Below are 13,485 nucleotides of genomic sequence, written 5' to 3' on the forward strand. Positions count from 1 at the left end.
CTCGCCCGCGCGCCCGAAGCGGGCCTAGTAGGCGGCAGCTCGCCCAGACATGGACTCGGCAGCGCGCACCCAACTGCCGTTCACACCCCCTGCGGCCGGCTTCTTCGGCGGCTCCGCCGCAACAGCCGCAGGGGGCTTCGGGGGCTCCTTCGCCCCGCCGCCTCCCGCTGCCGGCGGCAGCGACGGCGCAGCGACGTCCTCGGGCGTGTCCTCGGGTATGGGGAACGACTCGGCTGGCTTGGGGAGATTCCCACTCGCGGCAGCCTCAAAGATTAGATAGCCCCCGTAGCCGATAGATCCTACCACGGACGCAGCAGCAACAACAATCTCTCCGACTGGCGTCGGCTCGAGCACCGCCGCCGCGAGCACCGTGGCAATGAACTTCCGCGTCGCGTCATCGAACTTCCCGGTCGGATCGACGAGGACCACAGGGTTGTTGGACGTGTACGTGTACAGCCCCAGGTTGATCGGCCTGTACACCCCGCCGTTGATCCGGCCGGCCATGTACCCTGCCAGCACCGGATCCGGGCTGAGCCACACCCCGAGCCTCGGCTCGTAGCTCCGCGCCCCGTAGTGGTAGAGCCCCGTCGACAGATCGAGCTCCTTGCCGGTGAACAGGTACGGCTGCCTGTTCTGGTATCGCGAATCCGTCTGATCCGCCCACAGCTCCCCGCTCGGCAGGTACTCCACGTGCTGGCTCAGCGCCTGGTCCCGGTCGGTGACGTACTGCGTGCTCCCGAGGTGGTCCGGGTGGTAGTACAAGACCGGCGGCCTCTGGTAGTAGTCCGCGTCGATCTTGCTCGCTATCCGCGTCTCCCCCGCGAACAGGTGCTTCGTCGCGATCACCCCGTTGCGCACCACGAGGTGCTGATCGACGTACGCCGTCTCCTCCTCCCCGGCGGCCCCGTGCCGATGCACCCGCCGCTCGCCCGCACCGTCGTACAGCGCACGCGACATCTCCTGCCCGTTCTCGCTCACCGACACCAGCCGGTTGTCCTCGTCCCAGCTCAGCGTGCGCTGCAGGTTACCCCGGTACTTCCACTGCTTGTGGTTGCCGTTCGCGTCGTACGACAGCTCCCTCAGCCGCGGCTGCGACTCCGCCGGCACGTACTCGTCCACCTGAGTCGCCGCGTGCGGCCTCGGCCCGGTGTAGCGGTACTCGTTCCGGTACGTCCTCTCCCGGATCGGGTACTGCATCTGCCAGTTGTTCGGCCCGACCCGCCCGTACTGGGCGACCTCCTGCCGCTTCGTCGTCACGTTGCCGAGCACGTCGTAGTCGATGCCCAGCGTGTACCGCTGCTGCTCGTTTCCCCGCTCCTGGTAGATCCCCGACGCCTCCGTCAGCTGGTTCAGGTCGTCGTACGCGAACCGCTGCTGCGTCCGCGCCACCATCACCGCCCCGCCCAGCGACTCGTCGAACGGCACCTCGTTGTTCAGCTCCCGGATGTTGCCGACGAGGTCGTACCGATACCGCAGCCGCTGGAACGGCCTCGGCGATCGCCCCATCGACCGCATCTGCGCGCTCTGGTGGTCCGCGTTGACCTCGGTCATCCGCCGCGTCGACTCGTCATAGCGGTACTTCGTCTCGATCCCGTTGCCCGCCACCACGCGCACCCGCTGCCCGAATTCATCGTACCCGATGTGCCTCAGGTACTCCGTCGTCCTCGGCTCGCTCGGGTGCTGCGGATGGACCCGCTGGTTCTCTCCGACCACCGACACCACCGCGCCGCCTCGGTCGTACCCGTAGCGCACAACCTCCTCGCCCGAGCCGGGGAAGTGGAGCTCCTGCATCCGCCCCAGCGCGTCGAACACGTACTTCATCGTCGCCTGGTACGGCCCGCGGTGCGGCTCCCGCAGCCGCGGGAACTCCGAGGTCAGCTCCGCCGTGTTGCCGAACCGATCGTAACGGAAACTCCGCTTGCCCGCCGAGCTCGTCTCCTCCACCAGCCGCGCCGCTCGGTTGCCTTCCTCATCCCCGGCGTCGTCCGGCTCGCCGTACGTGTAAACCACGTCCTGCGTCACCGGAGTGTCGATCTTCCGCAGCCGGTTGAAGTCGTACTCGTACCGGATCAGCTGCCCTCGCGCCGCGAGCTCCGCCGTCTGCTTCGCCCGAAGGTTCCCGACCAGATCGTAGCGCCACTCCGTGCGGCCCGCGTCGGGGCTCACCAGCGTCACCATCCGGCCCACCGAGTCGTACGTCGCCGTTGTCGCGTTGTTCCGCGCGTCCGTCACCCGCACGAGCTCCCCGAGGGGGCTGTGCTGGTAACGCGTCACGATCCGCGTCTCCACCCCCTGGATCCGGTTGAACTCCTCCGCCGCCGCGATCCGCCCCCCCACGTCCCGGTACGTGTTCCGCATCTTCGCGTTGGCGTCGATCACCATCTCCTGAAAGAGCAGCCGTCCTTCCAGCGCCACCAGGTCGTGCTCGATCGCCGTCCGCGCGTAACCGTCCAGCGCGCTCGTGTCCGGCAGGGCGACCTCCCGCACACGCGAGACCGCGTCGTACCGCGTGAGCGTCGGCCGCAGCAGCGCCAGGCTCACGAACGCCGTGTCCGGCTCCGCGCTGAAGCCCGGCTGCCCCTGCTCCACCACGCGGCCGAGCGCGTCGAACGCCACCGCCCCGCTGACCGTCATCCCGACCTCGGTGCCCGTGCCCGTGTCCCGCTCGTGGTCCTTCTTGGTCTGCAGCACGCGCCCCAGCCCATCCGCGAACGTCATCGTCACGATCGGATCGCCCGGGTGCTCCACGTCCTTGTGGCTCGTCTTCGCCCACGCCGGCAGCGCGGCGGTCTGGTCGGGCTGGAGCGCGTACTCGAACCCGATCGTCGGCTCGCCCTCGCCCACGAGCGCTTCCGGATCGTACACCGTCGTTGGCGTGCACCCGACCGGCCCGGCGTCCTCGCCGTCCTCCGCCAGGTCGCTCGGCCCCCAGACCTCGGTGAGCCGCCCGAAGTCGTCCACCCGGTGCACCATCGTGTGCCCGTTGACGTCGGTCTCCTGCGCCACCGTGCCATACAGCAGATTCGGCACGCTGTTCGAACGGTAGCCGAAGCTATCGCTCGCGCACGTGCGGTAGCTGTGCGTCACCTCATCATAGCTGTACGTCAGCTTGTAATTGTTCGGGTCGGTCGATGTCTCGAGGTTGCCGAAATCGTCGAACACATAGCTCCACGTGGCCTCCGCGTTCGCGTAAGTCGTCCCATCCGCCCGTTTGCCGCCGGAGATGACGTTCGTGACCGTCCGCAGCGCGCCCGTCCCCGGCCAGTACGTCGCCGTTCGCCGGCGCAGCACGCGACCCTGCTCATCGGTCGTCTCGACGAGCTCCGGCTTCACGATGTAAGCCGAGCCAGGCTCCGTGTACTCCACCCGCTGATGCACGTTGTCGTCCGGCGTATCGGCCTCGCCGTCGGCGTGCAGCGCGATCAGGTTGCCGAGCTCGTCGAAGACCCTTGTCTCGCGCGTGCTCTTGTGCGGCGCGCTCGGGTCGTCGGTCGTCCCCTCGTAGAACGCGCTCCTCCTCTCCGTCTCCCTGGGGAAGAACCAGCCCATCCCGGGCTCCAGCCCCTGGGGCGGCGGCGCGTAGTCGACCTCGTTCACCGTATAGAGCAGCCCGTCGCCGTCGCGCAGCGTCGAGCGCGCGACCAACCCGCGGCGGTAGACGTCGTGGTTCAGATACTCGACGTCCTCGCTCGACATCGCCGTGACGCCATCTTCGCCGAGCGCCGTCGTCGTCACGAGCCCGTACCCGAGCTCGACCCGCTCCTCCCGGTCGTAGACCCCATCCGCGTGCGTCGCGATGCTCGTCCGGTACGCATGCACCCCGTACACCCCCGGCGCTCCCTCCACGCCGTCGTGCACCGTCACCTCGCTCAGCACCCACTGGCTCGACGGCATGTCGACCTGAGGCGCCCTATCCATCTCGCCGAGCGCACCCTCGCTCGGCACGACCAGGTTGCCCTCGCGCTGGTAGTCGAGCTCGATGCTCCCGCCGAGCGGCCGGCTCACCCGCCGCAAGAGGTTCGTCTTGCCGAGCGCGTTGACCCGCGCGTACACCGTCGCGTCGCCGTCCCGCTTGAGCACGTGATCCTGCAGCCCATCACCGTCGATGTCCTCGAACGCGAGGTGCGATGAGCCGGCGCCTTCCGAGTAGAACACCGACCCGCCGACACACACGAAGTAGCAGACATCGACCTTGAAGCTGCCCTCGTAGCTCTCCGACCTGCGGAAGCTCACCGCGTCGCCCCCGCCCATGAACGCGTACTCCGGCGGATCGATCGACACGCCCCACGCCCCCGCGGGCCAGGACTCCTCCGGCGCGAACCGGCTCCCGAGGTTCAGCTGCACCCGGAACCACGGCTCTTCCGGGTCCTTCATCACCTTGTCCGGCAGCCCGTCGCCGTTCACGTCCGCGAAGTCCACCACCGTCCGCGCCGTCGTGTAGGTGTACCCCGCGCCGGCGGCGGCCACCGTCGCGTCCATGCCGACGCCGACGCTGTTCGCGCCCGTGTCCTCCAGCCGCACCGCGTCCACCCCGGCCGCGTCCGTGAACTCGCTCAAGATGTCGCCGAGCGTCTCGCGCAGCGTCCCCGCATCGAAGTCGCTCTTCTCGAAGCGCGCCCGCTCCAGCGGCGCCGGCCCCGCGAACCGATGCCCCAGGTTGAACGCCACCTTCATCACCCCGCTCTCGGGATCCTGCGTCACCTGGTCCACCAGGCCGTCGCCGTTGACGTCCACCAGATCCACGTGCGTGGCAGACAGGCCATAGCTCGTCCCAAGGCGGAATTGCGTGTGCAGGTACCCCTCGAAGCGCCCCTCGCTCGTCGTCTTGGAGATCGTCTGGGTCTCGCTGTCGACAGTGACCGATGCGCTCCCTTCCAGCCGGATCGCACGGTGCTCGATCCGCCGCAGCGCCTCCGGCAGCGACCAGCTGTCCCGCGGGCCGAACCCTCGCCCCGTGTTGAGCACCGCGCCCTCGCGCGTCACGCTGTCGGGCAATCGATCGCCGTTGATGTCGATGAGGTCCAGGTCCGACGTGGTGCTGCCGAAGCTGTAGCCCGCCCCCAGCGGCCCGAGGTTGGCGCTGATCTCCGCGTTCCACGTCTCCGCGCTGCGCAGCCGGCCGAGCTGACCGTCTCCCCGCCTCACCCTGCCCACGATCGATGGTTTGACCAAGCTGCCGCCGACGAACGCCTCCGACGCGGCCGCGCCCCACACCGGCGCGCTCCCCTGCGGCAGCGGCACGGCGAGCGTGAAGCCGCGCTCCGGGTGGAGCGTCGGAAAGGCGATGTCCGCCTCCGAGAACACGCGATCTCCATCGAGGAAGCCGACCGACCAGCCATGGAAGCCGCCGGCCATCGGGTCCTCTGACCCGCCGCTCGCCGCCGCCTCGGGCGCGAACAAACCGAGCGACACCGGCTCCCCGTCGATCGTCGCTTGCAGGGCGGCGCCCGTGGGTGGCACCTGCGCGAAGGCCGTGACGAAGATCGGCTCGCCTGCCTGGACCTCCAGGTCGATGTCCACGGGGAATGCCGTCCCAGCAGCGCTCGGCGCGGAATACGCCTGCTTGAAGAGCAGCCGATGCACGCCCTGAACGACCAGGGTCAGCGGCTGAGTGAAGGTATAGGTCCCCGGCACGATCAGCATTCCCTCGAGCCGCGCCGTCCCCGTGCTCGGCGCGATCCACGGCCGCGGGCGCGTCGCATGCGACCACCTCGCGACAGGCATCGACACATGCGCCCGCTGCTCGATGAGCGCGAGCGGCAGCGGCGCGTCCCCGGGCCCGTCGTTGTGCAGCGTGCAGCCGGTGCGGCCGTTCGGCTGCACACCGCACTGCACTTGCCCGCGCCGCGGCGCGCCCGTCGCCCGGTCCACGCGCGTGTACTCCTCGTAACGGACCACCGGGCTCCACGCGATGCGCGCCGGATCATCGGGCAGCTCCGCCTTCACCCGGAACCGGAGGCGATCGCCCGCGAGCACCGGGATCGCCTCGGGCAGCAGCGCGCCCATCCCGAGCCCGCCGGCGCCCGCGCCGACGTGCTGCGGCGCCAGGATCGACGATGCGCGCCAAGAAGGCAGGGAGTCAGCTCGTCCCCGTCGAGCACATCGTCGAAGAGCGGCTCGGCCTCGCCGCTCCGCACGATCTGCACCCGCACCCCATCGCCGCCCGCCTCCTGCTTCTGCAGCGCCCCGCCGATGCGGATGTCTCCCTCGAACGGCGCGATCCAGCACAGCAGCGGATCGGCTGGATGCAAGTCCTTGCGCGCCGCCTGGGCCAGGTCGGGACGGCCGGACGGCGCGCCGCTCGTGTCGAGCGCGCCCCACGGCTGCTTGCTCCCGAAGCGGCCTCGCCGGTCGTTGAGCGCGGCGTAGACGCCCCCGAGCGGGCCGCCCGACACCAGATCAGGGTAGCCGTCGCCGTTGATGTCCGTGACGATCTGCTCGTCCTCGGTGCTGCTCCGCGTGTACCCCACCGAGCCGCTCAGGGCTGCGACGTTCAGCCCCGCGTACACGCTCCATCCCGAGCGGTCCGTCAGGCCGAGATCCCTGTCGAACAAGCCCAGCGCGCTCGCCGCCGTCACATGGTTCCCGGACGCCGCGCGAAGCAGGTTGAGCCCGACATCGCCGCTGTCCTCCAGGAAGTCGGGCATCCCATCGCCGTTGAGGTCGAACACGCTCTTGCGCACCGTCTCGTCGCCGAAAAAGCCGCCCCCGCCGACCGAGATCGAGAACATTCCGATGCCAAGCCCCACCGACGCGCTGCCGCCCGCGGTCGAGTCCTCCGTGCGCGACAGGCCGCTTCTCGCCTTGGCATGTCCCCATGCCTCGGCCACCTGCGCGAACGCCGCCACCTCGCCGGACGCGGTGCGCGGCGCCGTGAAGTACTCGAACGTATGCCGGTACAGCTCCTCGCCGACCGTCACCTGCCCGCCCGCCTGCCGCGCGCCTCGCCCGTGGAACGCGATGGCCTGCAGCAGGCGCTTGCCGAAATCACCGTCGATGTAATGGAGCGCGTAGCTGCGGACCACGACGTCGCCGAACCGCACGTCCACACGCGAGAGCTGCGTTTCGGTCTGCTCGAGAAAGCCGGGCCTGCCGCTGAGCATGACGTCGGGCCGCCCGCTCTCGGACACGAAGTCCACGGCATAGGCCGCTTCGACCCCTCGTGACGCGTTCGCCGTGTACTCGATGCGCGCGGGGTGCATTTCGATGCGCGGCGGCGGACCGGCCTCGATCTCCCGATCATAGCGGACCCGCATCTGGTTGCCGAACGTGTCGCGCACCTCGTCGAGGTACCAGCGGAACACGTTGCGCGGCTGGCCCGGCCCCGGCTCGGGATCATCGAGCCGCGCGTTCGCGTCGCGGCCATAGACAGCCGTTGTCCCGTCCTTGTCCGTCACCTCCCAGAAGTAGCTGGCCGCCCCGGTGCCGTGCCGCACGATGCGGTCGAACCGCCCTTCCACCCGCCGCCGGAACAGGCACGGGTCGCCGCAGGCGCCGCCTTCGACTTGCACGAGCTCGCTCCCGTCGAGCAGGTAGCGCGGCGCCTCACCCGCCGCGTACGTCGGCACCCCGAAGCGCGTGTCGATCTCGATGCTCGACAGCCGCAGATCCCACCCCACGCCGAGCCAACCGTTGCGGTGCTCGCTGTCGTAGGCGATCGCGAGCGCCGGCTCGATCCCGTTGCGCCCCGGCGGGACCTCGATCGCATGGCTCAGCCGCGCAGCGCCGCTGGAGCTCGCCTCCGGCGGCGCCACCAGCGTCACCGCGGCGAACGGGCTCCCCAGCGCGAGCCCCTTGATGCTGTTCGGATCGAAGCTGCGCGTGCCCGGCGCGTCCGGCATCGCGAGCGTGGCATTCACGAAGTCGGTGAAGTGGTCGGTCAGGCTCGCCAGCTTGCCCTTTGCAGCCTCACCGTCCCGCGCGACGTGCTCCCACTGGCCCAGCGCCTCGTCGAAGTAGAAGCCCGTCACATGCTGCGCGGTCATCCCCGGGGGGATCGCGTGCTCGTCATAAGGCAACGTCAGCCGCACCGGCTTCTTGAACCTGAGCCCGTGCGGCCCGAAGCGGTCCCCTCTCCCCCCGGGCGTGACGTTGACCATCGCGCGCCCCATCGGACGCACCTCGCCCTGGTCGAGCGGGCGAATCGTGATCCGCACCGGCTCGTCCACCGCGCCTTGAGGGATCTCCAGCACGGCGCCCTCGAACGCCACCACCTGCGCCTTGTCGGGCAGCACCATCTCGCCGAACGGCGCCCCCACGTCCTCGGCCGGCGGCGCATCGACTCGAGGCCCCAGGGACAGCCCCCCGACACCATCGCTCGGCAGTCGGAAGGGAATCGAGGAGAGCGCTACCCCGCCGCCCGGCGACGACAGCGGCACGAGCCGCCGCGCTGGAGGTCCTGCCAGCGCCAGGCCTTCATGCCCCCGCCCGAGCAGCAGCACCACCACACAGAACAGCACGAGACGACAGAAACAGCGCGCGTGTCCCATTGGACGAGCTCCCGACGCAAGGTCGTTCGAATTCGCGCGCAGGGTTCTCCGGAAACACATGCAGTGTCAATACGCGCCCGACAACAACCGATGGCAGCGCGCCGCCGTCGTCCGCCCTCGCCGGCATTCCGTCGAAGATGCACTGATGCCTCGACGGAACAGCAGTCGGACGCCGGGTCGCGTGCAGCGTCCTGGCAGCTCTGCCCTGGTCGCGCCCATGGCACGGTAACGCTGGCCAGCACGAGGCGCCTCCTTCCCCCGAGGCGCACGATGGCGACCCCGGGATGCGTGCCAGCAGCCGCTGGTACGCCTCCTCGTACACCGGCGGCTCCCCCAGCAACCCGGGACGCGTGCCAGCGCCCGCTGGTACGCCTCCTCGGACCCGCTGGTACCGCTCCCCGGACCTGCTGGTACCGCTCCCCGGACCTGCTGGTACCGCTCCCCGGACCTGCTGGTACCGCTCCCCGGACCCGCTGGTACCGCTCCCCGGACCTGCTGCCACGATTCCGGGCCGTCTCGGCGACGCTGGCAGCGCTCTCCGGCCCGCTGGGCGCGTTCCACGCTCTGCTGGGTTCGCGCCCCGGCCCGCTGGGCGCGTTCCACGCTCTGCTGGGTTCGCGCCCCGGCCTGCTGGGGCGCGCTCCAGGCGCGCCGGCGCAGCCCCCCGGCGTCGACAACGTGCTCTCAGCACGGCCGAGCCCGCCCGGGTCGTGACGAGCTCTACCGTGGTGTTGCGCTCGCCCGCTCGCCACCCCCACTGGAGGTAGGTTATGGGAATCGAACTCTCACAAGAACAACACGCAGTCCTGAAGGAAACCCGCGCGGTCGCGACCCCCGCGGAGTTCCAGGCCCTCCTCGATACCGCGCGCCCCGAGATGGACCGCATCGTCCGCGAGGTCATGGAGCCGAGTCAACCCGTCTCGACCACCGTCACGGAGCTCCGGGACCTCTATCTGGCCGTCGTCCAGTACGAGGCGCAGCTCGCGAGCAAGGCCTATGGCCCCGAGCGTCGCGCGCTGCTCCGCGGCGCCATCCAGCTCCTCGACACGGCGAACCTCTGGTTCGGCGAGGGCAAGCGCACCGGCGCGTATCAGGTGCGGCCCATCGACCAGGTGATCAAGGCGAGCCGGCCCTGGCGCGCGCGCCTCAAGGCGTTCGCCGACCAGACGTTCGCGTTCGAGCCGGACGTCGCCGAGCAGCTCGCCGACGTGAACACGAGCGGCACGCTCACGGAGGAGACCAGCGATCTAGCCATGCTGCTCCGGCTCGCCCAGCAGCACCAGGCCCGCCTTGCGCCCGTCGGCCTCACCGAGGACTTCCTGCGCGAAGGCAGCACGCTGCTCGACGAGGTGAGCGGCCGCGACCTGCTCGGCATCCTCGGGTTGCGCAACCGGGAAGAGGCGATGGTGCTCCGCAACTCCATCGTGACGTATGCCACGCTGCTCGGGAACGAGGCGCGCGCCGCCGGCATCAACGCCTGCTGGGACATGCCCGAGGTCAAGCGCCGCTTCAGCGCCACCTCGTTCCGCAGCGCCCTGCGGCGGCTCCGCCCGAAGCGCCGCGGCAGCGTCGCCGCGGCGAACGAGCCGGCGACGCCCGAGCCGGCACCGGGCGAGCCGGCGCCGCCCGAGCCAAACGGCGCGCCGGTCTGACGCCACGCCGGATCGAGAACGCGGCGCGCTAGCGCTGCGGACCCGCCGCAACCCCACGGTCCTGCTGGCAGGAGCGCCTCGCCCAGCCGGTCGCGCTCCGCCAGGGCCGGGCTCTCCTCCGGGAAGACCAGGTTAATCTGATCCGCGCCCCGCACCTGGCACCGCGCGAAGCCGCCGAGCCCCACCAGGTTCTCATCGGCGCGCGCTGGCCGTTTCGGGAGCGCCAGCGAGGGGCTGCGGCGCCGGTCTTCGGCCTGGGCGCGGCGCGGGCGGGAGCGGCGGGGAGACCGCGCCTGCGCCGAGGGCGCGCGCCGCGGGCGCGCTCGGTGAAAGCGGCGCGCCGCTGCGCGAGGGCTCGCGACTCCGCGCGACGGCGGGCGGCCGGCGAGCCATGCGCGCCGCGCCGCGGCGGCCTCCTTGTGCGGCCGCCGCGCTCGGATCACGAGGCGCGCAGTCGCCCGTGGCGGGCGCAGGCCGAACGACGCCTTGGCAATCAGCGGCGAGGTGCGGGCGTCGTCGCCTGCGCCTCGTCCGCTGCATTGCCTTGTTGGGCGGCCTCCGGGCCACCGCTACGCGGAACGATCGAAACGTGGTCTGTGGCGCAGCCTGCTTCAAGGCGTCGAAACGCCTTGAACAGCTCGTGAACGTCATAGCCACATTCCTTCGCAATTTCGTCGCGAATTGCGCGAACTTCATCGACGATGGCATCGCGAATCATTTCTCCTCCTGTGGCGGCAGCTCGTCTGGTGTGCAGATGACGGGCGGTCGAAACCCACTGTCTCTACACACGGACTCTATGCGTGGCCGCATCGTAGCATTCGCAATATGCGTGCAGTTCCATGTCAGCAGAAAATCGAGGCCATGAACGGTCGCTATGGCCACGTGCGCGGCGTCGACGATTGCCTTTGCGGGCATGGCTGCCTGCTTGATGAGGGCCGCGGCAAGCGTCTCCGCTTCCTCGGCTCCTGACAGGACAGCGATCCCCGCGGCTGCCCCGAGCCGCCGAGCAGCTGCCGCGGGGTCGCCCCGGCGCGCTTCGGTCAGCACCGGGTCGGAGAGGAACAGCTCGAACTCGTCTCGCCGCGCCCACCAGCCGATCGTGACCTGCTGGCGGGCGGCCTGGATGACATCTCGGCTTGGCAGCGCGGTCAGATAGCTCAAGATCGAGGTTTCGACATAGACGCGCGGTTTCACGGGCGGCTCCTAGCGAAGGCGCGCTCCCGCCGACGCACCTGGAGCATACCAGGCCCAGGCACGCGCGCCCAGGTCGCCCCGCGCACGTCCTCGTATTGATCAGAAAAGTCGGGAGGATCAGGACCGTTCAGAGAGTGGGCGGCCTGCTGGTCGTCGAGACGAGCCCATCCGGGCTCGAGCGCGCATCCTCGATCGTCGAGACGGGCCCGTCCGCGCGAGCCCTCCAGGGGCAGACGCCTGGGAGGCCGTACTCCGCTGGAGCCATAACTGCCTCGGCTCACGCCTGCCCGCCCAACGACTGGCGATGAGCCGCGCGGTGGGCAGGCTAGCTTCGCTCGCCAGCCCACCGCGTCGGTCTCCATCGCTGAGTTGGGCGGCGCAGAGAACCGTTGCGCTGCGACAGGCATCGGTCACGAAGAACCTCGCCGCATTCCGCCACCCCAGCCGCCGCCCATGCTCAACGCGACTATCGAGAGCAGCGCTCACACGAAGATCTTCCTCGGTGGAAGGCACTGCCGTTGATGACGCTGGTCACCCCGACGAAGCTCCCGTCCTTCCGGTCGAACACGGAGGCGTCCTTTGCTTTCTTGCCTTCTTCATCAACCGCAACAATGTAGTGACTGCGATCGAAGTTCTCCGCGCCCAGCGCTTCCGCGCACCGACGGTCGTGCCCGTGCATGATGACGAACGCGGGCCAAGTCACGCCGTGTGCAGCCAATTGGCGCGCGACGGCAGCGATGGTCTTGTCCCATGGTTCGCGGTCCCTACACTCTTCGCAATTTTCGGCTCCGACGTTTCGTGACCGTTCGATCTTCATCTTCACTCCGTTTAGCGTGGCGCCGAGCGATCTCGTTCATATTCCGTTCACGGTCGCATCCCGCGTCGGAACTACCTAAAGTGCTTAAGGCGCGCCTGTGCGCGATCGTCAGCAGCAGCGGCTGGTTGGGCGGCATGGTCGCGGGGGGGGGCAGGTGCGGACGAGCGTACGCCGAGCGGGCGCGGCCGAAAGGGCAACGATGAGGTGGGACCCTCCACCACGCGCTCGCGGCCCCGCTCGCGCAGATGGTGGTGAACGAGGGCAGCCGGAGCCGCCGGCGCAGCCGGCACCGACCTCCTTGAGGACGTCGCAGCGTGCGCTCCGCGGCGCAGCGCGGTAGCATGGCGCCATGCTCTCGCGTGACGACATCCGCCGCGCTCTCGTGGCGCTCGCCGACGAGCTCGCGGACATGTCTACGCGCTGCGAGATCGTGGTCGTCGGCGGTGCGGCCGTCGTGTTGCTGTACGGCGCCCGCGAGGCCACGAAGGACGTCGATGCCCTGATCCTGAGCCGCATCGATCCGGCGCTCGTCCGCAAGGCCGTCCAGCGAGTCGCGGACTCCCTCGGTCTCCCCGACGACTGGCTGAACGACGCCGCGAAGGGGTATGTCCACGGCCTCGCGCTCGGCGAGGTCCTTGTCGACGAGCCGGCGCTTCTGGTGCGCGCGCTGGCGCCCCACCAGCTCCTCGCCATGAAGCTGTCCGCGTGGCGGGACGACGTGGACATCGACGACGCGCGCCTCCTTCTCGCGAAGCTCTCCGCCGATCGGGACGAGGTGTGGCGGCTCGTCGAGCCCCACCTTGTTCCCGGACGCGAGATGAAGGCGTACTATGCCTTCTGTGATCTCTGGGAGGCCGAGCATGGATCTGCGTGACCTGGTGCGTGCCCTTCTGTCGTTCGACGCGCTCGTGGCCCGGCAGTGGGTCGCGGACAGCCTCCGACAGGGCATCCTATGGGCGTCGATCCCGGCGCCGACCGACCTCGATCCGGTCGCCCTCGGTGTCGCGGCCGGTGTCGCCGAGCTCCTGGCGGCGCGCGCCGGGCAGGCCCCCCCGCCCTGGACGAGCACGGTCGAGGCGGCACCCACCCCTGTCTGCCTGGTGAAGGCCGCGCGAACGATGCCGCGGCTTCGGCAGCTCTGCGAGCAGGAGGGTCCGGAGCCGCTCCGGCGCCGCGGGATCCTCGCGCCGCCTGAGTTCTTGAAGGTGGCGTGATCGCGCCCGCTCTCGAAGCCCGCTTGGGGGGAAGCCGCCCAACGGTCTGCCCATCTGCTGCCGCGCGAAGCGCGGTCAGCAGCATGGGCTTGTTCGGCCGCATGTTCCGTGGCCACTCT

8 protein-coding genes are annotated in these 13,485 nt (G+C 69.9%); 3 read left to right on the top strand and 5 right to left on the bottom strand.

Annotated elements, in window-relative coordinates; all coding sequences use genetic code 11:
- Positions 1-24: 24 nt before the first annotated feature.
- Both WMF44_RS31320 and WMF44_RS31325 read right to left on the bottom strand, forming a co-directional pair.
- Positions 25-6,006: a toxin TcdB middle/N-terminal domain-containing protein gene (locus WMF44_RS31320; protein WP_437293715.1), complete on the bottom strand. Its 5,982-nt coding sequence runs from the start codon at positions 6,004-6,006 to the stop codon at positions 25-27.
- Positions 5,943-8,459 carry a SpvB/TcaC N-terminal domain-containing protein gene (locus WMF44_RS31325; RefSeq protein WP_437293716.1) on the bottom strand — a complete coding sequence of 839 codons (2,517 nt, stop codon included), beginning with the start codon at positions 8,457-8,459 and terminating at the stop codon, positions 5,943-5,945. Before WMF44_RS31325 ends, WMF44_RS31320 begins: the two co-directional genes overlap by 64 nt.
- A gap of 800 nt (positions 8,460-9,259) precedes the next feature.
- On the opposite strand from WMF44_RS31325, the gene WMF44_RS31330 reads away from it, so the two are divergent.
- Positions 9,260-10,141 carry a hypothetical protein gene (locus WMF44_RS31330; RefSeq protein WP_437293717.1) on the top strand — a complete coding sequence of 294 codons (882 nt, stop codon included), beginning with the start codon at positions 9,260-9,262 and terminating at the stop codon, positions 10,139-10,141.
- 493 nt (positions 10,142-10,634) lie between these two features.
- Here WMF44_RS31330 and WMF44_RS31335 read toward each other — a convergent pair whose 3' ends face one another.
- The 3 genes from WMF44_RS31335 to WMF44_RS31345 form a co-directional block, all read right to left on the bottom strand.
- The gene (locus tag WMF44_RS31335) at positions 10,635-10,859 is read right to left on the bottom strand and encodes a hypothetical protein (RefSeq protein ID WP_437293718.1); all 225 of its coding nucleotides are present in this window, start codon (positions 10,857-10,859) and stop codon (positions 10,635-10,637) included.
- Entirely contained in the window at positions 10,856-11,335 is a 480-nt protein-coding gene (locus WMF44_RS31340; protein WP_437293719.1) for a type II toxin-antitoxin system VapC family toxin, read from the bottom strand. The genes WMF44_RS31335 and WMF44_RS31340 overlap by 4 nt, the downstream gene beginning before the upstream one ends.
- Positions 11,336-11,801: 466 nt before the next feature.
- The gene (locus tag WMF44_RS31345) at positions 11,802-12,152 is read right to left on the bottom strand and encodes a hypothetical protein (protein WP_436603504.1); all 351 of its coding nucleotides are present in this window, start codon (positions 12,150-12,152) and stop codon (positions 11,802-11,804) included.
- Positions 12,153-12,501: 349 nt separating this feature from the next.
- Here WMF44_RS31345 and WMF44_RS31350 point away from each other — a divergent pair, with 349 nt between their 5' ends.
- On the top strand, positions 12,502-13,026 hold the full coding sequence (locus WMF44_RS31350; RefSeq protein ID WP_129347918.1) for a DUF6036 family nucleotidyltransferase: 525 nt from the start codon (positions 12,502-12,504) through the stop codon (positions 13,024-13,026).
- A complete protein-coding gene (locus WMF44_RS31355; RefSeq protein ID WP_129347919.1) occupies positions 13,013-13,366 on the top strand; it encodes a hypothetical protein in 354 nt (117 codons plus the stop codon). Before WMF44_RS31350 ends, WMF44_RS31355 begins: the two co-directional genes overlap by 14 nt.
- The last annotated feature ends 119 nt before the right edge of the window (positions 13,367-13,485 follow it).

The sequence above is a fragment of the Sorangium sp. So ce426 genome, assembly GCF_051475585.1.
Lineage (GTDB): Bacteria > Myxococcota_A > Polyangia > Polyangiales > Polyangiaceae > Sorangium > Sorangium cellulosum_B.

What these genes read in the sequence shown, in the direction of transcription:
- WMF44_RS31345 (WP_436603504.1), bottom strand. Translation starts at nt 12,152, where the DNA reads ATGAAGATCGAACGGTCACGAAACGTCGGAGCCGAAAATTGCGAAGAG.
- WMF44_RS31330 (WP_437293717.1), top strand. Translation starts at nt 9,260, where the DNA reads ATGGGAATCGAACTCTCACAAGAACAACACGCAGTCCTGAAGGAAACC.
- WMF44_RS31355 (WP_129347919.1), top strand. Translation starts at nt 13,013, where the DNA reads ATGGATCTGCGTGACCTGGTGCGTGCCCTTCTGTCGTTCGACGCGCTC.
- WMF44_RS31350 (WP_129347918.1), top strand. Translation starts at nt 12,502, where the DNA reads ATGCTCTCGCGTGACGACATCCGCCGCGCTCTCGTGGCGCTCGCCGAC.
- WMF44_RS31335 (WP_437293718.1), bottom strand. Translation starts at nt 10,859, where the DNA reads ATGATTCGCGATGCCATCGTCGATGAAGTTCGCGCAATTCGCGACGAA.
- WMF44_RS31320 (WP_437293715.1), bottom strand. Translation starts at nt 6,006, where the DNA reads ATGGGCGCGCTGCTGCCCGAGGCGATCCCGGTGCTCGCGGGCGATCGC.